Source organism: Glycomyces tritici (genome assembly GCF_030403505.1).
In genome coordinates this window covers 520,645-547,065 of record NZ_JAUEMJ010000002.1, presented here as the reverse complement: position 1 = coordinate 547,065, position 26,421 = coordinate 520,645, and the positions used below count along the sequence as shown (strand labels likewise).

Here is a 26,421-nt window from a genome sequence, read left to right as displayed (position 1 = left end):
TGGTTTCCTTGCAGGTCAGCGGAAGTCGTCGACGTGGTCGGCGACCCAGTCCGCGTAGGTGCGGGCCGGGCGGCCGGTGACGGCCTCCGAGGTGGGGCCCCAGACCTCGGTCGAGCCGGCGGCGAGCATGTCGAGCAGCGACTCCGGCATGTACTTCGCGGCCACTTCGCGCGGCAGCGCCTCGACGGCGATCTCGCGGCCGAGGGCCTCGCCGATGAGCTCGATCTGGCGGCGCTGCGTGAGGTGCCCGGGTCCGTCGATCACGTGGATGCGGCCTTCGTGGCCGTCGTCGGTGAGGGCGGCGTAGGCGACCTCGGCGATGTCGCGCTCATGGATCGGGTTGACCGGTGCGTCCGGGTAGGGCAGGCGAACTGCGCCCTCGCCCCGGATGGACTCGGCCCACCAGAGCGAGTTGCTGGCGAACATGGCCGGGCGGACGAAGGTCCACGGGATGCCGGAGGCCTCCAAGGGGCGCTCGGCCGCGACGTGCATGGCGCCGATCTCGCTCTCGGGGTCGGCCGAGGCCGCGGAGGACAGGAGCACGATGTGCTTCACCCCGGCCTCCTGCGCGGCGGCGATGAACGCGTCGATGCCTTCGTGGGCGGCGTACATGAAGACCTTCTCGACGCCTTCCAGTGCGGGCGCGAGGGTCTCGGGTGCGGTGAAGTCGACCCGCACGGGTTCGACGCCTTTGGGGAGGTCGGCCGCGCCGGGGACGCGGCTGGCGGCGCGCACGGGCGTGGACGCCTCGAGCAGGAGGTCGATCACGTTGCGGGCGATGGCGCCTCGGGCGCCGGTCACGAGCACGGTCATGAGGTGTTCCTTTCGGAGTGGTGTTCGGTTTCCTCGGCGAGCCTCGCGAGGATGCGAGACAGGGTGTCGCCGTATCGGGTCTCGAATTCGGGGTCGTCGATGTCGACGCCGAAGAGGCGTTTCGCGGTGCGGCGGAAGGCGACCGGGGCGAGTGTCATGCCCATCATCGCGATCTGCACGGCGGCCGGGTCGAGTTCGGCGGCGATCTCGCCGCGCGCCTGGCGTTCGCGCATCTGCCCGAGTTCGCGGTCGGCGTCCTCTTGGGACTCCTCTTCGGGGAGGTCCTCGGCGAGGGCCTGCCAGAGGGCGAGGCGGCCGATCCGCGGGTCCTTGAGGTTGTCGCGCAGGTACCAGCGCATGACGTCGTCGGCGGGCACGTCCGGGCCGGCCTGGTCGCGCTCGTGGTCGAGCCATTCGCGCTGCATGGCGCGGAACAGGCCTTCCTTGCCGCCGAAGTAGTAGCTGATGAGCTGCTTGTTCACGCCGGCGCGCGCGGCGATCTCCCCGACGCGGGCCCCGTCGTAGCCGTTGGCGGCGTACTCGGTCAGGGCCGCGTCGAGCAGCTTCCGCTTGGTGCGCTCGGCGTCCCGCACCCGCTCGGCGGGTTCGGGGGTGCGACGAGCGGGCCTCTTCGGTTCCATGCCGAAGACGCTACCAGTTAATCAACCAAATGGATAATTGAATTATCTGTGAGGATGATTACCTCACTCCTCCGTGCCTCCCGGCTTGCGCACGAGCAGGTAGCCGCAGTGGAAGCCGCGGTGGTCGTCCTCTTCCGCGGCCACGATCTGGCGGACGACCTCCTGGAACCCGGTCGCGGCCAGGAGGTCCGCGAGGCGGCCGACCGAGAGCCGGTACGCGGTCGTCACCGCGTGGTCGAACGCCCACGCGAGCTGCGAGGTGTCGGTGTGCGCCTGGAAGATCAGCAGCAGGTGCCCGCCGGGCGCGAGCAGCCGGAGCCATTCCTCGAAGACCGCGGGCAGCGCTTCGGGCGGGGTGTGGATGATCGAGGAGCGCGACAGCATCCCGCCGAGCGTGCCGTCGGGCAGGTCGACCGCGGTCATGTCGCCGGTCGCGAACGCGAGGTCCGGGTAGGCCCTGCGGGCGATCGCGATCATCTCGGGGGAGAGGTCGACCCCGCGCGCGTCCAGGCCCAGTCCGGCCAGGTACTCGGTGACATGGCCCGGCCCGCAGCCGATGTCGAGCACCTGCCGGTTCCCCGAGGCCTGCACGAGTTCGGTGAACGCCGCGATCATCGAGCGGTCGAAGGTCCGGTCGCCCATCGAGTCCCGGAACCGCTCGAAGTACTCGCCGGCGAAGTGGTCGTATCGTTCGCGAGTGGTGCGCTCGTACCCGTTGTCTCCCATGCGGGGACCCTACCGGTGGCGGTCTCCCGGGGCCGCGCACGCGTCGGTGCTCAAGCGGCGGGGAGGCGGCCGTTGAAGGCGGTCTGGAAGTAGAGGTGCCGCTCCATGTGGGCCACATACCGCGGGTCGGCGGCCTCGATGGTGAAGCGGGCCTTCTCGCCGCCGGGTTCGCTCTCGATCGCGAAGGACGCGATGATCGCGGCGGCGCGGCGCAGGAACTCCTCGCCCTGCGGTTTGAGGACGAGGTAGCGGTAGCCGCCGGAGCTGCCGGCGGAGCCGTCGAGCCGGTCGGCGTAGTGGTCGGCCGCCTTCACCCGGGGCTGCACGGGCGCTTTGGTGGCCGCGTCGAGGAGGTGGCCCTCGTCGTCGGTCCAGACCTGCTTGCCGAGGAACAGTTCGAAGCACTCCTCGAACTCCTTGGCGGTGCCGAGGTCGAGCGCCATCGTGCCGAAGCCCTGGAACCAGGCGTCCATGAGCAGCTGCAGCCCGAACTCGGTCCCGCACGGGAACCGGGTGCCGCGCCCGAGGCGGCTGGTGAGCCGGCCGTCGACCCTGGTTCCCTCACGGCCCCAGGTCAACACCTCGAAGATGGTCGTCATGGTCGCGAATCATATCCAGTGGGGGCAAACCCGTCATCCACCGCCACCGTATGGTTACTCACGGGTAGCAAGAAGCGGGGAGGGCATCGGCCCTCCCCGCTTCCCCTGCGGCTCAGCCCCAGTTGTCGATGTGCGGGTCGTGCGGCCACGGCGCGCCCCGGCCGGTCTCCAGGAGCTGCTTGAGGCTCAGCAGGAACGAGCCCCACTTGGTGCTGCAGTGGTGCATGAACTCGACGGGCTCGGCCCACCCTTCGTGCTTGAACAGCACGACCGTGTAGTCGTCCTCCTCGCGCAGGTCCCAGTGGATCTTCGTGCCGATCCACTCGGGCGCGCTGCCGCCGACGACCTCCCAGAGGACGTGCTTCCCCTGCTCGAGCCCGGCGACCTCCATCTCGAAGTCGCCGTTCTCGAACTTGAACGAGATGCGCCCGCCCACGTCCGTGGTGCCGGTCGTGTTCTCGGTCCACCACCTGGAGAGGCCCTCCAGTGTGGTCAGTGCGTCGTAGGTCTGTTCCGCGGCCGCGCCCTTGGCGGCGATGCGGTGCAGGATGTCCACCATGATCAGGTTCCCTTCTAGCGTTCGTTCTCGGTCTCTTGCCGCTGCTTCTCGATGGTCTCGGCGAGGCGCTTGATGCGCTGGAGCCGGGAGTCCCACGAGGATCCGACCTCTTCGAGCTGGGCGACGGCGCGCGCCAGCTGGGTCTCGTCCACGCGGAAGTGCTTCTCGCGCCCACTGGTCGCGGCGTGCACGAGGCCGACGCGGTCGAGGACGGCGAGGTGCTTCGCGACGGCCTGGCGGGTGACCGGCAGGTGCTCGCTGAGGCTGGTGGCCGTGCCGCTGCCGCTGCCGAGCAGCAGGTCGAGCATGCGGCGGCGGGTCGGGTCGCCGATCGCCGACCAGAGGTCGTCGTCGACCGCGGTGCTCATCGCCCGGCCCCGACCTTCTCGGCGTACGGCACCAGGCGCGGCAGGAAGTAGTCCCAGCCGTTCCCGTGGTCGGCGTACTCGGCGGCGACCTTGGCCTCGGCCCAGCCGCGCTCGCGGAAGCCGGTCTCGGTCATCTTCAGGAGCGTGCCGGTGCCGGCGGGCTCGAGCTCGAAGACGACCAGGTACGAGTTGCCGGGGACGGCCGCTTCGCCCGCCGGGTGGGTCCACCGGAACGAGAAGTGCCGGGGCGCCATCGCGTCCACCACGGTGAACTGCTCCCAGTCGGTCCCTTCGCCGCCCTTGTCGAACCCGATGCGGCCGTTGCCCTCCGGTGAGAGCTCCGCCTCGTCGGGCCACCAGGCCTTGAGGTGCTCGGGGCTGCTCACCACGTCGAAGACGACCTCGGGCGAGGCCTCGATGCGGATCTCCCGCTCGATCGATCCGTGTTCCATGATCGCTTCCTTTCGCAACGTTTGGTTGCGTATCACGCTACCGCAAGCGGCGGGAACGTGCAACCTTTCGTTGCTAAAAGTCGGATCAGGAACCGAATCACCTGGTCAAGCCGGTGAAAATACTCAGGGTCGCTGTGCGGCCGGGGCGGTCCAGCTGTCGAGCAGGCGCAGCGCCTCGGCGCTCTTCGAGCCGGGCTCGACGTTGTAGACGCACAGCGACTGGTCGGGATCGTCAGGGAGCGCGAAGGCCTCGTAGGCGAACTCCAACTCACCGACCAGCGGGTTGACGTACCGCTTGACCCCGTGCGTGCGCCGCAGGACGTCGTGGTCGTTCCACCACGCGCTGAACTCCGGGCAGCCGAGGGTCAACTCACCCACCAGGTCGGCGAGCTGCCGGTCCTCGGGGTGCCGCCCGGCCTCGTACCGCAGCGCCGCCACGTTGTCGCGGGCCATGGTCTCCCAGTCGACCACCAGCTCCTTCGCCTCCGGGGCGAGCAGGCTCCACCGGGCCATGTTCCGCTGCTTCGCGGGCATCGCGTCGAAGTCGGCGATCACGGCCTTCGCCAGGCGGTTCGAGGCGAGCACGTCCATCCGCCTGCCGAGGAGGAACGCCGGGACGCCGTCCAGGTTCTGCAGCATCAGGAGCAGGCCGGGCCGCACCCGCTGCGCCGCGATCGGCCCGCGCTTGCGCGGCCTGCGGCGACCGGCCAGGTCCACCAGGTGGTCGCGTTCGGCCTGGTCGAGCCGCAGCGCCTCCGCCAGCGCCTCAAGGACCTCCGGCGACGGGTTGGCGGCCCGGCCCTGCTCCAGGCGCGTGTAGTACTCGACGCTCATGTTCGCCAGCCGCGCCACCTCGTCGCGGCGCAGGCCCGGGACGCGCCGGACGCGCCCGTCGTCGCGCAGGCCCGCGTCCTGCGGGCGCACGCGGGCCCTCCTGGTGCGGAGGAAGTCCGAGATCTCAGCGCGTCGGTCCATGCCACCAATGGTGCCCCGGGTCCGGCACCCCCGCCGGGCCGAGGGTGGTACTGGCGGGGCCAGTCACGAGAAGGCCTTTCTAGCGGCGGCATCGGGGCCGAACCGGTGCTGTAGTTGGTCGCAGGACGGAGCAACCGCCCTGAACGCCAAGCACACCGAAGGAATCAGATGTCCACTGTGAACACGAACCTGCCGCTCGCGAACCGCGTCGCCGTCATCACCGGCGCCTCCAGCGGCATCGGCGAGGCCACCGCCGAACTCCTCGCCGAGCGCGGAGCGGCAGTGGCCCTCCTGGCCCGCCGCGCCGACCGCCTCAAGGACCTCGCCGACCGCATCGAGAAGCTCGGCGGCACCGCCCTCGCGCTGCCCGTCGACGTCACCGACCTCGACTCCCTGAACGCCGCCGCCGAGCGCGTCCAAGCCGAACTCGGCACCGCCGACCTCCTGTTCAACAACGCCGGCGTCATGCTGCCCTCGGGCGTCAACGAACTGCGCACCGACCTGTGGCAGCGCCAGATCGACCTGAACATCACCGGTCTGATGAACGCCATCGGCGCCTTCACCCCGCAGCTCGTCGCGGCCGCCGCGGACAAGGGCGTGGCCGACCTGGTCAACACCTCGTCGATCGCGGCCACCGGCGTCTTCCCCAAGTTCGCCGTCTACACCGGATCGAAGGCGTTCGTCAGCCACATGTCCCGCAACCTGCGCGCCGAACTCGGCCCCCAGCGGGTGCGCGTCTCGGCCGTCGAGCCGGGGATCGTCCGCAGCGAGCTGCAGGCCCACGTCACCGACGACGGCGTCAACGAGTGGCTCGCCGAAGCGTTCGCCGCCTACGAGGTCCTCGAATCCTCCGACATCGCCGAGGCCGTCGCCTTCCTGGCGCAGCAGCCCGCCCGCGTCAACATCCCCGAGATCACCGTCATGCCCACCGGCCAGGTCTAGGACCGGGTTCCGGACGATCGTTCACAAACGGGGGCTGTGTCGGCGGGACGCGTGGCAGGATTGCCGTCGGAGCACTATCGGCAAGGGCGCCACGCGTCCCGGCAAGCACAGACAGCACGGAGGTTCGACATGGCCAAGCTCGGCAGGACCGACATCGAGATCCACCCCATCGTCCTGGGCACCAACACCTTCGGGTGGAACACCGAAGAGGCCGAGGCGCACGCCGTCCTCGACGCGTTCACCGCCGCCGGCGGCAACCTCGTCGACACCGCCGACTCGTACTCGGCCTGGGCCCCGGGCAACTCCGGCGGCGAGTCCGAGACCGTCATCGGCACCTGGCTCGCCAAGAACCGCCACAAGAACCTGCTCGTCGCCACCAAGGTCTCCCAGCACCCCCAGTTCAAGGGCCTGGCCGGACCGAACGTCAGGGCCGCCGCCGAAGCCTCCCTCAAACGCCTCGGCGTCGAGGCCATCGACGTCTACTACGCCCACTTCGACGACCACGACACGCCGCTCGAGGAGACCGTCACCGCCTTCAACGACCTCGTGACCGCCGGCAAGGTCCGCCACATCGCCGTCTCGAACTACAGCCCCGAGCGGGTCCGCGAATGGCTCGACATCACCGCGTCGATCGGCGCGGCCCGCCCGGTCGCCCTGCAGCCCAAGTACAGCCTGGTCAGCCGCAGCACCTTCGAGCCCGGCCTGCGCGACATCGCCGTGGCCGAGGGCCTCAGCGGCCTCCCGTACCACGCGCTCGCCTCCGGGTTCCTCACCGGCAAGTACCGCACCGAGGCCGACCTCAAGCACAGCGTCCGCGGCGACTCGGCCGCCAAGCACCTCAACCCGTCCGGCCTCGCGATCATCGAGAAGCTCGACCGGATCGCGCAGGACCGGGGCGTCGCCATCGCCTCGGTCGCGCTGGCGTGGACGCGCACCCGGCCCGGCATCACCGCGCCGATCGCGGGCGCGCGCACCGTGGACCAGCTCGACCCGCTCCTGGCCTCGGCCGAACTGGAGCTGACGCGGGACGAGGCGGACGAGCTCACCGCACTCTCCGACGTCATCGGGGCGTAGGCGAACCGCGAAAGGGGCGGGCCGCGGCGTCTCCCGAGGCCGGCCTGCGGCGCCGAGACCAGTCTGCGTGCGTTCGGTGCGTTCGGCGAGGCGGAGTACCGGCGGAACAGCGGCGGGAACGCCCCGAGCGCAGCCGTGGCGCCCGCCGGCCCGCCGCGACGCGCACCCGCCCGTTCACCGTTCGGCCCTATCATGGCGATATGCCCGATGAAGCGTCCGACGACCTCAGCAGTCTCCGGCTGCTCCGGCAGCGGGCGGCGATGACCCAGGAGGAGCTCGCCCTCAAATCGGGGGTCGGCATCCGCACCATCCGCGACATCGAATCGGGAAGGGTACGGCCGCAACCGAAGACCGTGCGCCTCCTCGCCGAGGCACTGGGCCTGGCGGGGGAGGGGCAGGCGCTGCTGACCCGCGTGCGGGACCCGCTCACGCTGGTGCCCCGCGAACTGCCGAGGGCGCTCACGGCGTTCGCCGGCCGGGCGGACCACCTTGACGCGATCACCGCCGCGGTCGACGACGGGGCCGCCGTCGTCGCCGTGCACGGCATGGCGGGCGTCGGCAAGACCTCGCTCGCGGTCCGGGTCGCCCACGGCCTCGCCCCCCGCTACCCGGACGGGCAGCTGTTCATCGACCTCCACGGTTTCAGCCGGCCCGCGGGCCCCCGCCCGGGCCTGCGGTCGGTGCTGACGCGCGTGCTGCGCGGCCTCGACGTCGCCGAGCGGGCGCTGCCCGACGACACGGACGAGCTCACGGCCCGTTACCGCAGCGTCCTCGCCGACCGCCGCGTGCTCCTGGTGCTCGACAACGCCGCGAGCGCCGAGCAGGTGGAAGCGCTGCTCCCGGGCACCTCGGTGAGCCTGGTCCTCGCCACGAGCCGCCGCGACCTGTCCGCTGTGGCCGGTGCGCACTCGGTGCCGCTGGAGCCGCCGCCGATGCGCGAGGCCGTGGCGATGATCGGCGCCGCCCTCGCCGACCGGGTCACCGCGGACGAGGCCGTCGCGATCGCCGAACGCTGCGGGCGGCTGCCCCTGGCGATGGGCCTGGCCGCGGCCCGTCTCCACAGCCGTCCACTGTGGCAGGCCGAGGACCTGCTGGACCGCCTCGCCGACGAGGACCGGCTCCTCGACGAGCTCGACATGGGCCACCGCGGCGTCGCCGCGGCCCTGCGCGCCTCCTACCTCGAACTCGACCCCGCCCACCGCCTCCTGCTGCGGCGCCTGGGCCTCGTCCCCGGCGACGACGTGGACGCCCACGCCGCCGCGGCGCTCTGCGGAGAAGCCCCCGAGCGGGCCACGGCCATGCTCGAATCCCTGGTCGACGTCCACCTCGCCGAGACCCGCTCGCACGGCCGCTACCGCCTGCACGACCTGGTGCGGCTCTTCGCGACCCGGCTCGCCGGCATTGAAGACGCGCAGGCCGACCTGGACGAGGCGCTCGGCCGGATGCTCGGCGTCCACCTCCACTTCGCCTACCACGCGGCCGCCCGGCTCCACCCGAACAAGCGCCGCTTCACCGATGGCGCGGCCGCCCACGACGCCGGCCTGCCCGGGTTCGCGGACCAGACCGCCGCGCTCTCGTGGTTCCAGACCGAACGCGGCAACCTCGAGGCCGCCGTGGTCGCCGCGGCCCGCGCCGACCGGCTCGAGGAAGCCTGGCACCTCGCGACGGCCTTCAACGCGTTCTTCGTGCACGACCCCGACACCGACCTCGGCGGGCGCATGCGCGACAGCCCGCACACCGCCGTCAACCGGATCGCCCTCGACATCGCCCGCCGCACCGGCGACACCCGCAAGGAGGCGTTCACCCTCGGCGACGCGGGCCGCCAGCTCGTCGCGGCGGGCCGCCACCGCGAGGCGATCGGCTACCTCCACCGGTCCGTCGCCCTCAAACGCGACCTCGGCGAGTTCGGCGACGCGGCACTGACACTGGCCAACATCGGCATCCTCTACCGGCGGTCCGGGCGGTTCGCCGAATCGATCGAGGTGCACGAGGCCGCACTGGCGCAGGCGGAAGCGGCCGGGGACACGGCGGCGGCGGCGCTCATCAGCACCAACATGGTCGTCCCGATGCTGCGGCTCGGGCGGTTCGCGGCGACCGAGCGCCGCCTCGCGGCCGCGGAGCGGCGCCTGGACGCGGGCGACGAGCACAACCGCATCCGCATCGGGGTCTTCCGCGGCGTCCTCGAACGCGAACTCGGCGACCCGGCCAAGGCCGCGGCCATGCACACCGCCAGCCTCCGGGCCTACCGCGGCGAAGGGGCCACGGCCGACGTGACCGCGACCCTCATCGAGCTGGGCGTGGACCTGCTCCGCTCAGGCCGGGCGGGCGAGGCCGCGACGCGGCTCGAACGGGCCGTCGAGGACGCGGTGCGGCTCGCGGACCCGTCGCTGGAGCGGACCGCCCGCAACGACCTCGGCCGCGCGCTCACCGCCTCGGGCCGGATCGACGAGGCGGTCGCCGAGCTCGAACGGGCCGCCGCGATCGCCGCCTCCCACCAGGACACCTTCGAGCTCGCACGGGCCCACCACGGCCTCGCCGACACCGCGTCCCTGCGCGGCGACGCGGCCGGCGCACGGCACCACCTGCACCTCGCCGCCGAGGGGTACGAAGCGTGCGGCGTGCCGGAGGCCGCTGCGGTCGCCGAGCGATTGGGCGCCTCCGGTAGCGGTGCGGGCGTAGGGGTCCGAGGAGCGGTCGGCGGATGACATCCGGTCCGGGCGGTTCGCGGGGCGCACGACCGGCGGGATAGCGGCGGGATCGCCGCACCGGTCCACCCGGCGGCGTTCGAGACCCAGGTCAAGCACTGTGGGCCGTGACGGCGGCCCTCGCGTTCGGGCGCTAGTCTGCCTGCCATGGCAGCTTCGAAGATCCAGACGTTCGGCAACGGCACGCCCTACATCCCCGCCGGCGGATGGGCGTCGCTGTTCGCCTGGTTGATCGACTTCGTCGTGTTCGTGCTCGGCTTCGCGTTCGCCTTCGTGGCCTTCGTGATCGTCGACCAGTCCCGGCCGGAGACGCAGCAGATCAGCGACGGGGGCGCCGTGATCATCGCGCTCGTCCTGCTGTTCGCCGTGCCGCTCGTGTACGGCCTCTGGTTCCGCAACGGGCGCGCGCTCGGCGGTGCGTGCACCGGGACCCGGCTGGTGCGCAACCGCGACGGCGGCCGGATCGGCGCCAAGGGCCCCTGGGCCATGCTGGTGCGCACCATCCTGCTGCCGCTCCTGGTCGCCGCGGTGGTGACCGGTGGCGGCCTCGGTCCCGGCGGTGAGCCGGCGCGGACCAGCATCGACGTGGCGCGGACCCGCAGACTGCAGGAGGAGGGCTACCCGCTCACGCCGCGGGACCCCTCGCAGGTCTGACCAGGTTCACTTGCGGCGGCACGTGTCGTAGCCGCCGTCGTAGATCCGGCCCCAGGAGACCCGGGCCGACGTCATGAGCCCGTCGATCGAGTCGACGCCGTGCGCGCGCTGCTGCGCGACGAGGATGCCCGCCGCGGCGAGCGTGTCCGACGCCGCCTCGTGGTGGCGGACCAGGCTCACGCCCGCGGCGGCGGCCACGTCGGGCAGCCGGTACGAGGGCATCGGCCAGGTCTGCTTGGCGATGACCATGGTGCAGGCGTAGCGCATCGCGGGCCACGGGATGCCCGCCGCGCTGTTCGCGGCCCGGATGACCGAGGTGTCGAAGGACGCGTTGTGCGCCACCAGCGGGTCGTCGCCCACGAACTCGTCCAGCCGCGCCCACACCTGCCGCCACCGGGGCGCACCGACCACATCGGAGGCCTGGATGCCGTGGATCCGGGTGTTGCGGTACTCGAACCGGCCGTGCTCGGCCGGGGGCCGGATGAGGGTCGCGAACCGGTCGACGACCTCCTCGCCCTTGACCCGCGCCACCGCCACCGAGCAGGCGCTGGCCCTGCTGCCGTTGGCGGTCTCGAAGTCGATCGCCACCCAAGAGTCCATCTGCCGCCCTTCCGCAACGAGCCCGAAGGTTAGCAGGAGCGCCGGCCCCGCTCGTCGCCCCGCAGGCCGAAGGCCCTTGCCGCCGAACGGCGGCAAGGGCCTTCTTCACTCGCTACGGCGGATCCGGCCGCCGTCCTAAACGGCCGGAGCCTTCGCGTACACCTCGATCTCGCTGAGGATGATCCAGCCGACCGTGCCGCCGGACCCGGCGGTCATGGCGACGCGGACCGCCGAGGTCTCGGCGTTCACCTCGACGTCGATGACCGGCGCCTCACCGGTCGGCACGTCCACGACGCCGCCCGCGTTCTGCCACTGGCCCTCCGCGTCCAGGTACTGCACCTGGAGCGTGTCGGCGTAGCTGTTGCGGCCGCCGTCGCTCCAGAAGTGCGAGACCACGCGCGTCACGTCGCGCGCCTCCGGCAGCGTGACCGTGATGGTCTCCTCGGTGTTGAACGGGCCCGACTTCCAGTTCGACCAGGCCTTGTCCGTCAGGTTCCCGTTGCGCAGGGCCTCAGTCGAATAGCCCGGCTCCGTGAACGTCGCCGAGGTCGTCACGCCGTCGTTCACGGCCACGTTGACCTCGATCGGGTCGGTCACCTCGACCTCGATCAGCGCCGAGAGCTCCGTCCCGTCGATCAAGGTCGCCGTGCCCTCCAGCGTCACGGTGCCGTAGTCGTCGAACGCCCCCTTGGGCGCCTCCTCCCACACCACCGGCACCGGGGCCTCGGTGCCCCTGTCGCCCAAGGCGATCACGGTCCCCGGCAGATCAGGGGTGAAGCCCGGGTACGTCTTCGCCGCGGCCGGGGCCGTCTCGCTGAACGTGTCGACGCTGACGACCGCCTTGGCGCGGAACGTGTTCCCCAGCGGGTCGGTCGCCGTGCCCTTCACGGTCACCGTCCCCGTCTTGTCCCACTTGGACTCGTTCGGCATCTTCCACTCCACCGGCAGCGCCCCGCGCTCGCCGTCCCGGTACACGCCCGGGACCGCGGCGGGCAGCTCGGGCACGAAGCCCGGCACCGTGTACGCCTCGATCTGCGCCGCTGCCAGCACCGTCTCGTCGGTCACGGCCCAGCGCTGGTTGCTCGCCGCGGTCGGCGTGTACGTCTGGACCGGCGAGCCGTCGGCCGTCGCCTCGCCCCACACGTCGAGCACCAGGCCCGTGGCCCGGTTCACCGGCACGTACGTGCCGTCGCCCGTCGTCGACAGGTACCACTGCGCGGCCTCGGCAGGATCGTCCTCGGCCTCCTCGAGCACCGCCAGGCCCTCATCGGACACCGCCAGGCGGGTGCCGTCGGCGGCGTTGGTGATCGAGTACAGCTCGCGGTTGGAGTAGCCGTCGGTCAGCTGCTCGACCTCCCACAGCTGCGCGGCGCTGGCGGCGTCGTCGGTCTCGAGCACGATGCCCGTGCCGTCCTCGGACGGCGCGAGCGACTTGCCGCTCTGCACGCCGTCGAACCGGTACACGTGGTCGTCCTGGACCATCGCCGCGTCGCCGTCGACGCCCGAGACGCCCTCGACGATGAACGTGGTGACGGACTTGCCCGGCACCGTGAGGGTCGCGGCGTCGCCGCGCACCCGCACCGGCTCGCCCTCCACGAGCGCGCCGTCGGCGCTGGTGACCACCGGGGTGATCGTGGCGCCGCGCTTGACCGAGCCGAACTTGGACAGGTCGAGCGTGACGTTGACGGCGCCTTCGGCGTTGTTCGTGTAGACCACGCTCGCGCCCTTGCCGTCGGCCTTGACCGCCGCGGTCGTCGAGGTGTCGTCGGTGCCGATGATGAAGTCGCCCGGCTCGATGTAGTGCGTGAAGTTGCGGATCGTGTGGTACTTCGTGTTCGTCTCGATCCCGCAGGTCTCGAGGGTGTCCTCGGCCGTGCAGTCGAACGGCAGCTGGATCGAGCCCCAGCTGTGGCCCAGGTTCTTGTCCTCGATCGGCTGCCACAGCACCCACGCCGACGGCTCCAGCTCGCGCAGGTCGTCGGTGATGCGGGTGGCCATGCCCAGGCCGTTCTCCATCGAGGTGTAGTCCTGGCCGTCGGTCCACGCGCCGCCGACCTCGCTCATCCACAGCGGCTTGTCGGCGCCCTTGGCGAGGTCGCGGACGCCGGTGCGCCCGCCGGTGCCGTAGGTGTGGACGTTCATCTGCTCGACGTTCGCCCGGGACTGCTCGGTGTAGGCGTTCCAGTTCGTCGTGAACTTGCCCGGGTTGGTCTCGTCCATCGCCGAGATCACGGTGTCCAGTTCGGACTCCGAGAGCTGCGCGGCGAGCGCGTTGATCACCAGCTGCTGCAGCTCGGGCCCGGCGTGCGCGCCCTCCTGCCCGCCGCCGGTCGGCTGCACGCCGTCCGCGCCGAGCTGGGTGCCCCAGTAGTTCGTGTTGGGCTCGTTGAGCGGGTCGACGGTGTCGAACTCGATGCCGTGCTCGGCCTCGACGTGCGCCATGACCTCGGTCAGGTAGGTCGCGAACTCGTCGACCGAGTCGGTGCGGATCTGGTCGGTGTTCGCGTCGAACCCGCCCGAGACGTAACCGGAGACGGTCTGGAAGTACGGCGGGGAGTTGGAGAAGGCCTCCCAGTGGGTGACGTCCTCCTTGATCTGGTCGATCCACCAGCGCTGGTTGGCGTCGGCGTCCCAGTTCCAGTGCTCGGGGTTCTCGGGGTCCCACCAGTCCTTGTCCTCGTGGGTGGTGCCCTCGGGGGCGGCCCAGTAGCCGGGGACGGCGGAGGCGCCGCCGCGCAGGTACTCGTTGTCGATGTTCGGGGCGTTGCCGCCGCCGATGTTGTACCTGGCGATGTTGAGGTTGAGGCCTTCGGCGCCGAAGACCATGTCCACCAGCTGGTTCCGGATCTCGTCCGGGTAGCCGCCGGTGGCGTTGGCGAACCAGACGAGGCTCGTGCCCCAGCCTTCGAACTCCTGGCCGCGGTAGGAGGGGTCGAGCGTGACGCGCACGTCGGACGCCTCGGTCTCCTGGGCGCTGGCGCCCGCGTTGAGGAGCGGCAGGGCGGACGCGGTGATCACGGCGGCGAGGCCTACCGCACCGGCCGCGGCCAGTGGGCGCCTGCGCCTCGGTCGGGGAGATGACATCGTTGTCTCCTTCAAAGGGGGGTGCAATCGAGTGATCTGAATATCGCACACAATCGAACGCTTGTGAACACCCTTTGTCTAACGGATTGAAAAACCCTGACCTGGAATCGCTCCCGCCAACCGAAAATGTCGCACCCCGATGTCAGGGTTGATGCCGGGGGCCCATCGATGTCCGATTCGCGCAGACCCTCCGCTCACGTTCAGCGCTCGCCCGGCGACCTCCCGCAAGCGCCGATCCGTCGCCGTCCGACGGCCTCCACCAACCGCCCTCACGCCGTCGGCAGCGCCGACCGAGCACTCACCCCGCGGGCAGTGCCGACCGCCGCGCGCTCCTCGCCACCCGCGTGATCGCCAGGATGCTCACGTCGTCGCCCATCCGCGCCGCGAACCGCTCCGCGTCGTCCCACACGAACGCCACCAGCCGCCGCGGCGAAGGCGGCACCACCAGCCCGTCCAGGTGGTGCGCCAGCGGGTAGTACTCCCCGTCCTCGTTCCGCGCCTCCACCAGCCCGTCCGAGAACGCCAGCAGCGTGTCCTCCTCGCCGAACGACATGGCCACGGTCCCGCTCGGCCGCACCGGCTCCGCCAGCCGCAGCCCCAGCACCGGCGCGGGCTTCAGCCCGATCTCCTCCACGCGCTCGCCCCGCAGCAGCAGCGGCGACGGATGCCCGCACGACAGCAGCCGCAGCTCGTCCGTCTCCTCCATGAACTCCGCCAGCAGCACCGAGGCGAAGACCTCCGGCACGTACCCGTGCGCGCCGTCCTCCAGGAGCCGCCGCTCCAGCCGCCACGCGACCCCGCACAGCTCGGCCTCGTCCAGGATCGCCTCGTGGAACACCGAGAGCAGCATCGAAGCGGTGCCCACCGCCTCGAGTCCGTGCCCCTGCACGTCGCCGAGGATCATCCGCGTCCCGTACGGGCTCGGCCGCACGTCGAAGAAGTCCCCGCCGATGCTCGCGCCCTGCTGCGCCGAGTGGTACAGCCCCGCGCACGCCAGGTCGCCCACCCGGTCGGGCAGTTCGGGCAGCACCGCGCGCTGCGCCGCCTCCGAGACGCTGAGCATGGTCACGAGCCCGGCCTCGAAGCGCTGGCGGATCCAGGAGATGCCGATGGCGGTGGCGAAGACGATGCCGACCACCACGATGTCGTCGCCGTCGAACCGGCGCGAGACCGGGATCGGGGCGGCGACCACGGCCAGGGCGAACGCGGCGATGGCGGCGGTCCAGCCGGGGCCGAGCACGAACGCGGCGAGCACGGGCACGACCGCCATCGCGATCCCTGCGTGGAGGGGGTCGGAGCGGAAGAGCTGGAGGGCGGAGCCGAGGAAGAGGGCTCCGATCGGCAGCAGCCGGACCCACCGCGGAATGGCCGTGCCCGGCCGCAGCTCACCCGCTCGCGGGACCTGCGCAGCCATGGGCTGAGTCTAGGCCGCCCGGGGGCGGCCACCTGCGGTTTCGAACAGGTCGGGTGAAGAATCAGGACGCGCGGCGCGCGTCGAACTCGGCGTGCGAGTCGAGCACCTTCGGCATTTCGTCGTAGAGGTGCAGCACGAGGTCGCGCAGTCGCGCTTCGAGTCCGGCGCCGGTCGCGGTGAGGCGGTACTCGACGCGCGAGGGGTAGCCGTCCTCGGGGGCGAGGCGGTCGACGATCCCGTCGCGTTCGAAGTGCTTGAGGCTCTGCGCGAGGGCCTTCTCGTTGATGCCCTCGATCGCCCGGCGGATTTCGCTGAAGCGCATCGGGCCCTCGTGGAGTGCCAGCAGAATGAGCGTGCCCCAGCGGCCGGTGATGTGGTCGAGGATGACGCGCGACTCGCAGCCGGCGGCCTGCACTTCGAATCCGGGCACGAGTTCGGTTCGCTGAGTGCTCATGACGCGATGTTACCTCCGCAACAGTGCTTTCCAAAAGATTGTGCTTTCATTTCGTAAGTGCAATGGTAGACGCAACCGACAGTTGAAGGAGCAAGCAATGATCGTCGTCACCGGTGCCACTGGCAACCTGGGCCAGCTCGTCGTCGAAGGCCTCGTCAACGAGGTCCCCGTGGAGCAGATCGCCGTCGTCGTGCGCGACGCCGCCAAGGCCGCCCGCTTCGGCGAGCTCGGCGTCGAGGTCCGCGTCGCCGACTACAGCGACCCGGCCTCCCTCGTCGACGCCTTCCGCGAAGGCGAGAAGGTCCTCCTCATCTCCGGCAGCGAGGTGGGCCAGCGCGTGCCGCAGCACAAGGCGGTCATCGACGCGGCGAAGCGCGCGAACGTCGCGCTCCTGGGCTACACCAGCATCCTCGGCGGCCCGGCCGCCGACATCGAGCTCGCCCGCGAGCACCAGATCACCGAGCGGTACCTGATCGACTCGGGCCTGCCGTACGTGCTGCTGCGCAACGGCTTCTACCACGAGGTCTACACGGGGGGCCTGGGCACGGCCATCGCCAACGGCGGCGTCTTGACCAGCTCGGCCGAGGGCGCCAAGGTCGCCACCGCCGCGCGCGCGGACTACGCGGCCGCCGCCGTCGCCGTGCTCACCGCCGAAGGCCACGAGAACCGGGCGTACGAGCTCAGCGGCGACGAGGTCTGGACCTTCGAGGAGTACGCCGCCGAGGCGTCGCGCCAGCTCGGCTCCGAGCTGCCGGTCAACCGGGTGCCGGCGGACGTCCACCGCGAGATCCTGGTCGGGGCGGGTCTGCCCGACCCGGTCGCGGCGGTCTTCGTGGGCGTCGACGAGGGCATCTCGCGCGGCGTGCTGGCCGTGCAGACCGGTGACCTCGCGAAGCTCATCGGGCGTCCGACGACCCCGATCGCGCACTCGATCACCGAGGGCCTCGCGGCCGCTCGGGCATAAGGCGACGAACCGAACGGCCCGCGGGAGCCCCCGCGGGCCGTTTCGGCGTGTCTAGACCTCGATCTGGGAGCCCATGATGACGGTGTGGTCGCGCGGCAGTTTGAAGTGGTCGGCGGCGTCGGCGGTGATGTGGGCGGTGGCGATGAACAGGCGCTTGCGCCAGGCGGCCATGGTCGGGTCGGGGCCGCCGCGCAGTTGGATCGTGGAGAGGAAGTACGTGGTGTCGCGCAGTTTCAGGCCGCGGCCGGGGGCCTGCGCCTTGGCGAGGCGGAGCGCGGCGGGCACGTCCTGGGGCTCCATGTAGCCGTAGCGGGCGGTGATGTGGACGATGCCCTCGTCGGCGGCGCCGAGGCTGCGCACGACCACGCGTTCAGCGTCGGGGACGCGCGGCACGGGCTCGGTCTCGACGGACATGACGACGATGGTGGCGTGGCGGACGTGGTTGCGTTCCATGTTGGCGCGCATGGCGAGTGGCGCGGTCAAGGCGCCGCGGTTGAGGAACACGGCGGTGCCGGGCACTTGGGCGACCTTGGGTTCGCCCTGCTGGAGCCGGGCGAGGAAGCCGTCGAGGGGGCCTTCGCGGCGGAGGCGTTCGGCGGTGACGATCTCGCGGCCGCGCTGCCAGGTGACCATGACGGTGAACGCGGTGATGCCGATGACGAGCGGCAGCCAGGCGCCGTGGACGAGCTTGGTGGTGTTGGCGGCGAGGAACAGCAGGTTGAAGGCGAGCAGCAGGCCGCCGCCGGTGAGGACGAGCCAGCGCGGGGCGCGCCAGAGCGTGCGGGCGACGTAGCAGTACAGGAGCGTCACGATGGTGATGGTGCCGATGACGGCCATGCCGTACGCGTAGGCGAGGGACGCGGAGCTGCGGAACGCGAACACGAGGGTGAGCACGGAGACCAGGAGCATCCAGTTGATCCAGGGCACGTAGATCTGCCCGATCTCGTGCTCGGAGGTGTGGCTGATGCGCAGGCGCGGCAGGTACCCGAGTTTGGAGGCCTGGGAGGCGACGGAGTACGCGCCGGTGATGACGGCCTGGGAGGCGATCACGGTGGCGGCGGTGGCGAGGACGGTGAGCGGGGCGCGGCCCCATTCGGGTGCGAGGAGGAAGAACGGGCCGCTCACGTTGGCGGGGCTCTCGAGGATCATCGCGCCCTGGCCCATGTAGTTGAGCAGGAGTGAGGGGAAGACCAGGAGGATCCAGCCGGCGGTGATGGAGCGGCGCCCGAAGTGGCCCATGTCGGCGTAGAGCGCTTCGGCGCCGGTGAAGGTGAGCACGACGGCGGCGAGGGCGAAGAACGCGATGTGGAAGTGGCCGGCGAGGAACTGGGCGGCGTAGGCGGGGGAGAGGGCGCGGAGGATCTCGGGGTGGTGGCCGATCCCGCCGACGCCGAGCGCGGCGAGGGTGAGGAACCAGATGATCATCACGGGGCCGAAGAGGCGGCCGATGGCGGCGGTGCCTTTGCGCTGGAACCCGAAGAGCAGCACGATGATCACGGCGGTGATGGGCACGACCCAGACGTCGAGGCGCGGGTCGATGACCTTGAGGCCCTCGACGGCGGAGAGCACGGAGATGGCGGGGGTGATCATGCTGTCGCCGAGGAAGAGCGCGGCGCCGAAGATGCCGAGGGCGGCGAGGACGAGCGTGGTGCGGCGGCCGCGGTGGGCGCCGTGGCGGCGGATGAGGGTGATGAGGGCCATGATGCCGCCTTCGCCGTCGTTGTCGGCGCGCATGGCGAGGGCGACGTAGAAGACGGTGACGATGAGGGTCATCGACCAGAAGATGAGGGAGATGAGTCCGTAGACGTTGTTGTCGTCGATGGGCACGGGGTGCGGGTCGGCGGGGTTGAAGAGGGTCTGGAGGGCGTAGATCGGGCTCGTGCCGATGTCGCCGAAGACGACGCCGAGCGCGCCGACGACGAGGGCGAGCCGCAGCGCCCCGCGGGCGGTGGGCGCGGGTCCTGGGCTCGGCGCTGCCTCGGACTGGGCGGTCACGACGGTCACTCCTTCTCGGGGACCGGGCCCAGCGGTCCGGTCCGACCGGTGGACGATACCGCGCGAAACGGGTTCCCGGCCACCGACCGGAGTAATCCGGAACACGGCGTGACCTGCGAATCGGCCCCGGCCCGGCCGGGGCCGATCCACTAGCGGAACGAGTCGGCGTGGTCGTGGGCCCAGGCGGCGAAGGTCCGCGCGGGCCGGCCGGTGACCTCGGCGACGGTGGGGAAGACCTGGCTGGCGAACTCGGGCGGGTCGGCCCGCCAGTCGAGCACGTAGTCGATGGCCTGCTCTTCGATGCCCAGGGCGCGCATGCGCTCCTTGGCGTCTTCGCGGTCCTCGGCCTCGTACCGCACGTCCCGGCCGATCGCGTCAGCGATGCGCGCGACCTGCTGGGGCGCGGTGAGCACTTCGGGCCCGGTGAGGACGTACGCCTTCCCGGCGTGCCCGTCCTCGGTGAGCGCGAGGGCGGCCACGTCGGCGATGTCGCGCACGTCGACGGGGGAGTGCCCGACCTCGCCGTAGGCCTCGCGCACGACGCCTCCGGCGCGGATCGTCTCGGCCCAGCTGAGCGCGTTCGACATGAACTCGCCGGGCCGCAGGTGCGTGTACGCGAGCTCGGAATCCTCCACCGCCTCCTCGACGGGCCCGGCGTAGCCGTTCCAGAGCAGCGTCACGCGCAGCACGCCGGCCTTGACCGCGGCGGCGACCAGGTCGCGGCTGCCGGGGACCGTGGTGTTCCCGGGCCCGAACGTGGTGAGGAGGTGCAGTGCGGTGGCGCCTTCGAGGGCGGCCTCGAGGCTCGCGAAGTCGGTGAAGTCCCCGGCCCGGACGTCAACGCCCGCAGGCAGGTCCGCCTTGGCAGGGTCGCGGGTGAGGGCGCGCACCGGATGCCCGGCGGCGTGCAGCCGCTCGACGAGGTGGCGGCCGACGTTCCCGGTCGCGCCGGTGATCAGGATGGTCATGGCAGTGCCCTTTCGGTTCGCGGGGACCGGGATCCGGTCCCTGACGGCCCGCCCAACGCTAGGGCCGCCGGGGCGCGCCGCCATCGGACCAGCGGCCCGGGCGCGGTCCGCCGCAGGTCCTAAGACCGGTGCGCGCTTGGCCCCGACAGGACACTCAGGACTGTCGGGCTTCGATTGCAAGTACGAAAAAGCGCGCCGCTCGGTTGTATAGACTGTGCGTGACCGCTTTGCCCATATCTTCCAGGGAACCGCTGTGATCGAGTTCGAAACGGTGTCGAAGACCTATCCGGGCCATCCAGCGGCCGTCGCCGACTTCTCACTGGTCGTCCCCTCCCACACCACCGTGGTGCTGGTCGGCTCCTCCGGCTCGGGCAAGTCCACCCTCCTGCGCACCGTCAACCGCATGGTCGAACCCACCTCCGGCCGCGTCCTCATCGACGGCGAGGACGTCCGCGACCGCGACCCCGTCGCCCTGCGCCGCTCCATCGGCTACGTGCTCCAGCACGGCGGCCTCCTCCCGCACCGCAGCGTCATCGACAACATCGCCACCGTGCCCGTCCTCAACGGCGTCCCCAAGCGCCGGGCCCGCACGGCCGCAGGCGAACTCCTCGAACGCGTCGGCCTCGACCCCAAGGTCGGCAGCCGCTACCCCGGCCAGCTCTCCGGCGGCCAGCAGCAGCGCGTCGGCGTCGCCCGCGCCCTCGCCGCCGACCCGGACATCCTGCTCATGGACGAGCCCTTCGGCGCCGTCGACCCGATCATGCGCCGCGAACTCCAGGAGGAACTCCTGCGCCTCCAGGCCGACCTCCGCAAGACCATCGTGTTCGTCACCCACGACATCGACGAGGCCTTCCTCCTCGGCGACGAGGTCGTCGTCCTGCGCGAAGGCGGCGTCATCGCCCAGCGCGGCACCCCCGCCGAGATCCTCGGCGCGCCCGCCGACGACTTCGTGCGCGACTTCGTCGGCGCCGACCGCGCCGAACGCGAACTCCACACCACCGAAGTGGACGGCCGCACCATCGCCGTCGACGCCACGGGGCGGCCCGTGGGGGTGCTCGCGTCTTGACCTGGCTCTCCCTGAACTGGCCGCAGGTCATCGAACTCACCCGCGACCACCTCCTGCTCAGCGCCCCCGCGATCCTGCTCAGCGTCCTCCTCGCCGTCCCCATCGGACGCCTCGCCGAGCGGCGCCCCCGCCTCGGCGGCCCGCTCCTCGGCGCCGCCAGCCTCCTCTACGCCATCCCCGCCCTGCCCCTGCTCATCATCATCCCCGCGATCTTCGGCATCCCCCTGCGCTCGCCCGCCACCATGGTCATCGCCCTCACCGTCTACGGCGTCGCCCTGCTGGTGCGCACCGCCGCCGACGCCTTCGGCTCCGTCGACCCCCGCGTCCGCGAAGCCGCAGTCGCCGTCGGCCACTCGCCCCGCAGCGTCTTCTGGCGCGTCGACCTCCCCCTCGCCCTCCCCGTACTCCTCGCGGGCATCCGCGTCGTCGCCGTCTCCACGGTCAGCCTCGTCACCATCGGCGCGCTCATCGGCGTGCCCAGCCTCGGCACCCTCCTCACCGACGGCTTCCAGCGCGGCATCCCCGCCGAAGTCGCCACCGGCGTCATCGCCACCATGGCACTCGCCCTCCTCTTCGACGCCCTCCTCGTCACCGCCGGCCGCCTCCTCACCCCCTGGGCCGCCACCCGCCGCGAACGCCTCCTCCCGCAGGAGAAAACCGTATGAACCTCTTCCTCGACGCCCTCGCCTGGCTCACCGACCCGGCCCACTGGACCGGCCCGGGCGGCGTGCCCACCCGCGTCCTCCAGCACCTCACCATCACGTTCGCCGCAGTCGCCGCCGCCGCGGTCCTCGCCCTCCCCGCCGGCATCCTCATCGGACACGCCCGCAGAGGCGCCGGCCTCATCGGCGCCATCGCCGGCGCCGCCCGCGCCATCCCCACCCTCGGCCTCCTCACCCTCCTCGGCCTCGCCCTCGGCATCGGCCTCGAAGCACCGCTCCTGGCGCTCATCGTGCTCGCCGTCCCGTCCGTCCTCGCCGGCGCCTACGCGGGCGTCCAGAACGTCGGCACCGACACCACCGGCGCCGCCAAGGCCATCGGCATGAGCCCCCGCCAAGTCGTCCTCCAAGTCGAGATCCCCTTGGCCGCACCGGTGATCATCGGCGGCCTGCGCGCCGCCACCCTCCAGGTCGTCGCCACCGCCACCCTCGCCGCCTACACCGCGGACTTCGGCCTCGGCCGCTACCTGTTCTCCGGCCTCAAATCCCGCGACTACGCCGAGATGCTCGCCGGAGCGCTCCTCGTCGCCGCGCTGGCCCTCGTGCTCGAACTCCTCTTCGCCGCCGCGCAGCGCCGGGCGGCCGGGCGCATCGCCGCGACCGCCCGGTCCGACGACGCGGTGGGCGCGCCCGAAAGTCCCCGAGAGAAGGAACTCGTATGAACACCCGCTCCAAGGCCTTGGGCGCGGTCGCGCTCGCGGCCGTCCTGACCGCCACGGCCTGCTCGTCCGGGGACCCGCTCTCCAGCGGCGAGTCGGACGGCGACACCATCGTGATCGGCTCGCAGGACTACTACTCCAGCGAGATCATCGCCGAGGTGTACGCCCAGTCCCTCGAGGACGCCGGGTTCACCGTGGACCGCCAGTTCCGGATAGGCCAGCGCGAGGCCTACCTGCCGGAGATCGAGGGCGGCTCGATCGACCTGTTCCCCGAGTACACGGGCCCGCTGCTGCAGTACTGGGAGCCCGACACCGAGGCGCGGCTGAGCGAGGACGTGTACGCGGCCCTGCAGGGGGCCACCCCTGACGGCCTGCGGGTGCTCGACCAGTCGCCCGCGACCGACCAGGACTCGTACACGGTGACGCGGGCGTTCGCCGACGAATGGTCGCTCACCACAGTGGACGACCTGGCGAACGTGACCTCGCCGATGACCATGGGCGCCAACTCCGAGGCGGAGAACCGCCCGAACGGCCCGCAGGGCCTGCTCGACACGTACGGCGTCGAGGTCGGCTTCACGCCCATTGAGGACGGCGGCGGCCCGCTCACGGTGCAGGCGCTCAACGACGGCGACATCCAGCTCGCCATCATCTACACCGCCGACCCGTCGGTCGCGGCGAACGACCTGGTCTCCTTGCAGGACACCAAGGGCCTGTTCTTGGCCTCGCACGTGGTGCCGCTCGCGAGCGACAACGTGGACGACGAGGCCGCGGCCGTCATCAATGCCGTGAGCGCGGCGATGACCCCGGAGGACCTGCTGGCCATGAACTCGCGCAGCGTGAACGAGGAGCTGCCGGCCGAGACGATCGCGAAGGACTGGCTCGCCGAAGCGAACCTCGGCTAACCGCGACGAACAACGCCGCCCCCGCCGTCGCGGCGGGGGCGGCGCTTCGCGTTCAGGGCCGATGCGGACGGCGTTGCGCAGGCCCGGTGCCTGCGGCGTTCCGCGCTAATGGGTCCTCGACTCGCCGACTACGACAGATTCGCCCTCTCTGGCGAGCGCCTTGGGCGAGCACGGTCCCCTTTGGACCGATGGCATACGCGTCAGAGAAACTGGAGTGGGTCGTCCTAGAGGGTGATGAGCACGGCCAGGGCCATGACGACCAGTGCGCCGAGCCCGCTGAAGAACCCGCCGGCCGCAGTGCTGCGGTTGGTGGCGAGGCCGGTGCGGGCCCGGTTGAGGCCGATGGCGCCGAATACGACCGCCAGTAGGCCGACTGGCCAGGTGAAGAGGTAGAGCATGGGCACCCACAGGAGCGCAAACGCGATCAGCCCGAGGACGAGCGCGGTGATGCCGATGCCGTTCTCGGGGGGTCGATCGCCCTGGGGCGGAATGGGTGCGTCGGTGAAGGGGTCGAGCATGGCGGCGCGTCCGGATCTCTAGTGTTCGGGGTGCTGCCTTTTACGATACCGCCGGAGCGCCGTCCGTACGGTACTCATGATCAGCCGCAGTCGGGGTCGTCGCACGGTGTCAAAGCGGCGGCTGTGGACCAGAAGGATCTGGCCCTCGCCGTTGAATACCGGAGTGCTGCGGGCAGCGTGCTGGGGAATCATCCCGCTCACCGTGAGCTGCTCGTCGGGAGGCCCCGACGGATCACTCGAGGTATGGCGGCTCAATGTCTCGTTGAGTGCTTGTTCGTTGCGGGACTACCTTTAGGCCCGGTGCGCGGCGGCGAACGCGCGTACGGCCGCGGCCAGCGCCTCCGGCCGGTCGACGGGGATGAGGGTCCCGCAGTCGTCCAGTTCCAGGAGTTCGGCGCCGGGGATGAGCGCGGCGAGGCGGCGGCCGTGCTCGGGCGGCATCATCCGGTCCTGCCGGCCCCACACCACGAGTGTCGGATTGGGGAAGTCCGCGAGCCTCCCTGCCGCTTCGAGCATCTCGGTCTTGCGGGTGCCCTTGAGGTACTTGACGAGGTCAGCGCGGACGGCGGCGTCGGTGCGCAGCGGCGCGAGCCAGCCGTCGGTGAGGTCGTGCGGCACTCCCTTCGCGGTCATGGCGGCGAAGCCGGTCCCGGGGAGGCGCCGCAGCGGCCGGGGCGTGAGCGCCAGGGCGAGGAGGCGGATGCCGCCGGGGATGCTCGCGGCGGCGTGGAGCAGGGTGCCGCCCCCTCGGGGCGGGTAGTTGTCGAAGGCCTCGCATCCGGCGATGACCATGCGGCCCACCCGGTCCGGGCGTTCGGCGGCGAGCTGCTGGAGGCGTCCGGCGTCGTTCTCGACGAAGACCGTGTCGGGCGGGAGGCCAAGGGCGTCGGCGAACTCGCCGATGAGGCGTGCGGTGCTCAGCGGGGTCAGGTCGGCGCCGGGCTTCATGGGCGCCGCGTGGCTGCCGTAGGGGAGGGTCGGGGTGATGACGCGGTGGTCGGCGGCCAGATCGGCGGCGACCGCGCGCCAGACGGCGGCGTTCTGGATGAGCCCGTGGAGGAGCAGGACCACCGGGCCCGCACCGGTGTCCTCATAGGAGATCGTGCCGAGGGGGAGTTCGATGTGGGGCATGGCGGCCCTTCCGCTCGCTGGGTGTGGCGACTCGCCTCGACCCTATCCCTTCGGCCCGGTTCCGCTGCGGCGCAAGGCGGGCCCGGCACCGAGGTGCCGGGCCCGCGTCATGCCGCTAGCGCTTCATGAGGGCGAAGACGCCCCACCCGAGGTAGTCGCGCTGGTAGCGAACGTGGTTCATGCGGACCGTTCGCAGTTGGTGCCGCATCTGTTCGGCGAGCTCATGGCCCGGGTTGTCGTCGAGCCATGTGCGGATGTTCAGCCACTGCGCGGCCGCGTACCGGTCCCAGCTGTCCTGGTCGGCCAGGACCATCTCGACGACGTCGTAGCCGAGCGAGTCGAAGTGCTCGACCAGTCCGGGCAGGTCGAAGAAGCTCGACCTGGTCTCGGCGTAGCAGCCTTTGAGCGTGGCCTCGTCCGGCGGGTCCTGGCGCCAGTAGCACTCGCCGATGAGCATCAGCCCGCCCGGGCGGAGGCTCTGCTCCAGGAGCGCGACCGTGCCGGCGGTGCCGCCGCCGATCCAGGTGGCGCCGATGCAGGCGGCGATGTCGACCGGTTCGCTTGCGATATGCCCGGCGGCGTCGCCGTGCACGAACTCGCAGCGGTCGGCGACGCCGAGTTCGGCGGCGCGGGCCTGCGCCCGTGCGGTGAACGCGGTGCTGAGGTCGACGCCGGTGCCGCCGATCCCGTGGTCGCGGGCCCAGGTGCAGAGCATCTCGCCTGAGCCGCTGGCCAGGTCGAGCATCCGCGAGCCGGGAGTGAGGCGCAGGGCCTCGCCCAGCTGTGCCAGCTTGCGGCTATCGACGGGGTTGTGGATGCGGTGCGAGCTCTCGGCGATGACGAAGGTGAGTGGGAGATCCACTGTGGTCCTTTGCTTTCGATGAAGTCATGACGGTGTCGGAAAGCGGACGGCCGAAGCCGGCCGCAAGCGCCTGGACCTTCAAAAAATCATCTCCAAAACTCGTTCGCCTGCGAATGCCGCAGCAGTGTACGACGCGAGCCGCCGTCGCGTCGAGCTGATTTCGCCCGCTCGGCGAGTGGCCTGTGACATCCCGTGCCGGAGGATTTAGGTTTTTCGGTGCAAACCCCTATAGTTGGACAGGTCAACGCGAACAAGGGGGTACACCATGGGTTTTGCGGACAAGTTCAATGAACTGAAGGACATGTTCTCCGGAGCCGTCGACGGCGCCAAGGAGAAGGCCGAGGAGATGATCGGCGGCGTCACGGACGCACCGGTCGACCAATTCGGCGAGCAGGTCGGCGGCGCCGCCGAGGGCCTGCAGGGGCAGGCCCAGGAAGGCGTCGAGAACGCGCAGGGCCAAGTGCAGGAGGGCGTCGAAGGCGCCCAAGGCCAGGTGCAGGACCACGTCGACGGCGCCCAGGGCTCCGTAGAGGACTTCCGGAACCAGACCGGCCTCTAGACGAACCGCGAGGGGCGG

At 71.3% G+C, this 26,421-nt stretch carries 27 protein-coding genes; 10 read left to right on the top strand and 17 right to left on the bottom strand.

Features of this window, described 5'->3' with window-relative positions; all coding sequences use genetic code 11:
• Nucleotides 1–15: 15 nt before the first annotated feature.
• From QWI33_RS07770 to QWI33_RS07735, 8 genes are all read right to left on the bottom strand, one after another.
• Nucleotides 16–813 (bottom strand): NAD(P)H-binding protein, encoded by a 798-nt coding sequence (locus QWI33_RS07770; RefSeq protein ID WP_289956505.1) that lies wholly within the window; start codon nt 811–813, stop codon nt 16–18.
• A complete protein-coding gene (locus tag QWI33_RS07765; protein ID WP_289956504.1) occupies nt 810–1,454 on the bottom strand; it encodes a TetR/AcrR family transcriptional regulator in 645 nt (214 codons plus the stop codon). The genes QWI33_RS07770 and QWI33_RS07765 overlap by 4 nt, the downstream gene beginning before the upstream one ends.
• Before the next feature lie 63 nt (nt 1,455–1,517).
• On the bottom strand, nt 1,518–2,180 hold the full coding sequence (locus QWI33_RS07760; protein ID WP_289956503.1) for a class I SAM-dependent methyltransferase: 663 nt from the start codon (nt 2,178–2,180) through the stop codon (nt 1,518–1,520).
• Nucleotides 2,181–2,230: 50 nt separating this feature from the next.
• The gene (locus QWI33_RS07755; protein WP_289956502.1) at nt 2,231–2,779 is read right to left on the bottom strand and encodes a hypothetical protein; all 549 of its coding nucleotides are present in this window, start codon (nt 2,777–2,779) and stop codon (nt 2,231–2,233) included.
• A gap of 112 nt (nt 2,780–2,891) precedes the next feature.
• A complete protein-coding gene (locus QWI33_RS07750; protein WP_289956501.1) occupies nt 2,892–3,338 on the bottom strand; it encodes an SRPBCC family protein in 447 nt (148 codons plus the stop codon).
• Between the two features lie 14 nt (nt 3,339–3,352).
• A complete protein-coding gene (locus QWI33_RS07745) occupies nt 3,353–3,706 on the bottom strand; it encodes an ArsR/SmtB family transcription factor (RefSeq protein WP_289956500.1) in 354 nt (117 codons plus the stop codon).
• Nucleotides 3,703–4,158, bottom strand: a complete 456-nt coding sequence (locus QWI33_RS07740) for an SRPBCC domain-containing protein (RefSeq protein ID WP_289956499.1) — start codon at nt 4,156–4,158, stop codon at nt 3,703–3,705. The genes QWI33_RS07745 and QWI33_RS07740 overlap by 4 nt, the downstream gene beginning before the upstream one ends.
• Before the next feature lie 123 nt (nt 4,159–4,281).
• A complete protein-coding gene (locus QWI33_RS07735; protein WP_289956498.1) occupies nt 4,282–5,133 on the bottom strand; it encodes a helix-turn-helix transcriptional regulator in 852 nt (283 codons plus the stop codon).
• A gap of 168 nt (nt 5,134–5,301) precedes the next feature.
• Here QWI33_RS07735 and QWI33_RS07730 point away from each other — a divergent pair, with 168 nt between their 5' ends.
• From QWI33_RS07730 to QWI33_RS07715, 4 genes are all read left to right on the top strand, one after another.
• Nucleotides 5,302–6,075: an SDR family oxidoreductase gene (locus QWI33_RS07730; protein ID WP_289956497.1), complete on the top strand. Its 774-nt coding sequence runs from the start codon at nt 5,302–5,304 to the stop codon at nt 6,073–6,075.
• Between the two features lie 129 nt (nt 6,076–6,204).
• Nucleotides 6,205–7,149, top strand: a complete 945-nt coding sequence (locus tag QWI33_RS07725; RefSeq protein WP_289956496.1) for an aldo/keto reductase — start codon at nt 6,205–6,207, stop codon at nt 7,147–7,149.
• A 200-nt stretch (nt 7,150–7,349) separates the two neighbouring features.
• The gene (locus tag QWI33_RS07720; RefSeq protein ID WP_289956495.1) at nt 7,350–9,854 is read left to right on the top strand and encodes an ATP-binding protein; all 2,505 of its coding nucleotides are present in this window, start codon (nt 7,350–7,352) and stop codon (nt 9,852–9,854) included.
• 147 nt (nt 9,855–10,001) lie between these two features.
• Nucleotides 10,002–10,508: an RDD family protein gene (locus QWI33_RS07715; RefSeq protein ID WP_289956494.1), complete on the top strand. Its 507-nt coding sequence runs from the start codon at nt 10,002–10,004 to the stop codon at nt 10,506–10,508.
• 6 nt (nt 10,509–10,514) lie between these two features.
• Here QWI33_RS07715 and QWI33_RS07710 read toward each other — a convergent pair whose 3' ends face one another.
• The 4 genes from QWI33_RS07710 to QWI33_RS07695 all read right to left on the bottom strand — a co-directional run bounded on the left by QWI33_RS07710 (nt 10,515) and on the right by QWI33_RS07695 (nt 16,060).
• Nucleotides 10,515–11,108: a 3'-5' exonuclease gene (locus QWI33_RS07710; RefSeq protein ID WP_289956493.1), complete on the bottom strand. Its 594-nt coding sequence runs from the start codon at nt 11,106–11,108 to the stop codon at nt 10,515–10,517.
• Nucleotides 11,109–11,243: 135 nt separating this feature from the next.
• Nucleotides 11,244–14,192 carry an RICIN domain-containing protein gene (locus QWI33_RS07705; protein ID WP_289956492.1) on the bottom strand — a complete coding sequence of 983 codons (2,949 nt, stop codon included), beginning with the start codon at nt 14,190–14,192 and terminating at the stop codon, nt 11,244–11,246.
• Between the two features lie 298 nt (nt 14,193–14,490).
• Nucleotides 14,491–15,606 carry a PP2C family protein-serine/threonine phosphatase gene (locus QWI33_RS07700; protein ID WP_289956491.1) on the bottom strand — a complete coding sequence of 372 codons (1,116 nt, stop codon included), beginning with the start codon at nt 15,604–15,606 and terminating at the stop codon, nt 14,491–14,493.
• Nucleotides 15,607–15,667: 61 nt separating this feature from the next.
• Nucleotides 15,668–16,060: a winged helix-turn-helix transcriptional regulator gene (locus QWI33_RS07695; RefSeq protein WP_289956490.1), complete on the bottom strand. Its 393-nt coding sequence runs from the start codon at nt 16,058–16,060 to the stop codon at nt 15,668–15,670.
• Between the two features lie 97 nt (nt 16,061–16,157).
• Between QWI33_RS07695 and QWI33_RS07690 the strand changes: the two genes are divergently transcribed.
• Nucleotides 16,158–17,024 (top strand): NmrA family NAD(P)-binding protein, encoded by an 867-nt coding sequence (locus QWI33_RS07690; protein WP_289956489.1) that lies wholly within the window; start codon nt 16,158–16,160, stop codon nt 17,022–17,024.
• Nucleotides 17,025–17,075: 51 nt separating this feature from the next.
• Here QWI33_RS07690 and QWI33_RS07685 read toward each other — a convergent pair whose 3' ends face one another.
• On the bottom strand, nt 17,076–19,019 hold the full coding sequence (locus tag QWI33_RS07685; protein ID WP_289956488.1) for a potassium transporter Kup: 1,944 nt from the start codon (nt 19,017–19,019) through the stop codon (nt 17,076–17,078).
• Between the two features lie 149 nt (nt 19,020–19,168).
• Nucleotides 19,169–19,987: an NAD(P)H-binding protein gene (locus QWI33_RS07680; protein ID WP_289956487.1), complete on the bottom strand. Its 819-nt coding sequence runs from the start codon at nt 19,985–19,987 to the stop codon at nt 19,169–19,171.
• A gap of 253 nt (nt 19,988–20,240) precedes the next feature.
• Here QWI33_RS07680 and QWI33_RS07675 point away from each other — a divergent pair, with 253 nt between their 5' ends.
• Genes QWI33_RS07675 through QWI33_RS07660 form a run of 4 tightly spaced genes read left to right on the top strand, consistent with a single transcriptional unit; the run spans nt 20,241 to nt 23,333 of the window.
• Nucleotides 20,241–21,053, top strand: coding sequence for an ABC transporter ATP-binding protein (locus QWI33_RS07675; RefSeq protein WP_289956486.1), 813 nt, complete (start codon nt 20,241–20,243; stop codon nt 21,051–21,053).
• Nucleotides 21,050–21,718 carry an ABC transporter permease gene (locus QWI33_RS07670; protein ID WP_289956485.1) on the top strand — a complete coding sequence of 223 codons (669 nt, stop codon included), beginning with the start codon at nt 21,050–21,052 and terminating at the stop codon, nt 21,716–21,718. The genes QWI33_RS07675 and QWI33_RS07670 overlap by 4 nt, the downstream gene beginning before the upstream one ends.
• Nucleotides 21,715–22,434 carry an ABC transporter permease subunit gene (locus tag QWI33_RS07665; protein ID WP_289956484.1) on the top strand — a complete coding sequence of 240 codons (720 nt, stop codon included), beginning with the start codon at nt 21,715–21,717 and terminating at the stop codon, nt 22,432–22,434. The genes QWI33_RS07670 and QWI33_RS07665 overlap by 4 nt, the downstream gene beginning before the upstream one ends.
• Complete coding sequence (locus QWI33_RS07660) at nt 22,431–23,333, top strand: ABC transporter substrate-binding protein (protein WP_289956483.1); 903 nt, start codon at nt 22,431–22,433, stop codon at nt 23,331–23,333. The genes QWI33_RS07665 and QWI33_RS07660 overlap by 4 nt, the downstream gene beginning before the upstream one ends.
• Nucleotides 23,334–23,557: 224 nt before the next feature.
• Here QWI33_RS07660 and QWI33_RS07655 read toward each other — a convergent pair whose 3' ends face one another.
• The 3 genes from QWI33_RS07655 to QWI33_RS07645 all read right to left on the bottom strand — a co-directional run bounded on the left by QWI33_RS07655 (nt 23,558) and on the right by QWI33_RS07645 (nt 25,844).
• Complete coding sequence (locus QWI33_RS07655) at nt 23,558–23,851, bottom strand: hypothetical protein (RefSeq protein WP_289956482.1); 294 nt, start codon at nt 23,849–23,851, stop codon at nt 23,558–23,560.
• A gap of 291 nt (nt 23,852–24,142) precedes the next feature.
• On the bottom strand, nt 24,143–24,982 hold the full coding sequence (locus QWI33_RS07650) for an alpha/beta fold hydrolase (protein ID WP_289956481.1): 840 nt from the start codon (nt 24,980–24,982) through the stop codon (nt 24,143–24,145).
• Nucleotides 24,983–25,097: 115 nt separating this feature from the next.
• Entirely contained in the window at nt 25,098–25,844 is a 747-nt protein-coding gene (locus tag QWI33_RS07645; protein WP_289956480.1) for an SAM-dependent methyltransferase, read from the bottom strand.
• A 265-nt stretch (nt 25,845–26,109) separates the two neighbouring features.
• Here QWI33_RS07645 and QWI33_RS07640 point away from each other — a divergent pair, with 265 nt between their 5' ends.
• Entirely contained in the window at nt 26,110–26,403 is a 294-nt protein-coding gene (locus QWI33_RS07640; RefSeq protein ID WP_289956479.1) for a hypothetical protein, read from the top strand.
• The last annotated feature ends 18 nt before the right edge of the window (nt 26,404–26,421 follow it).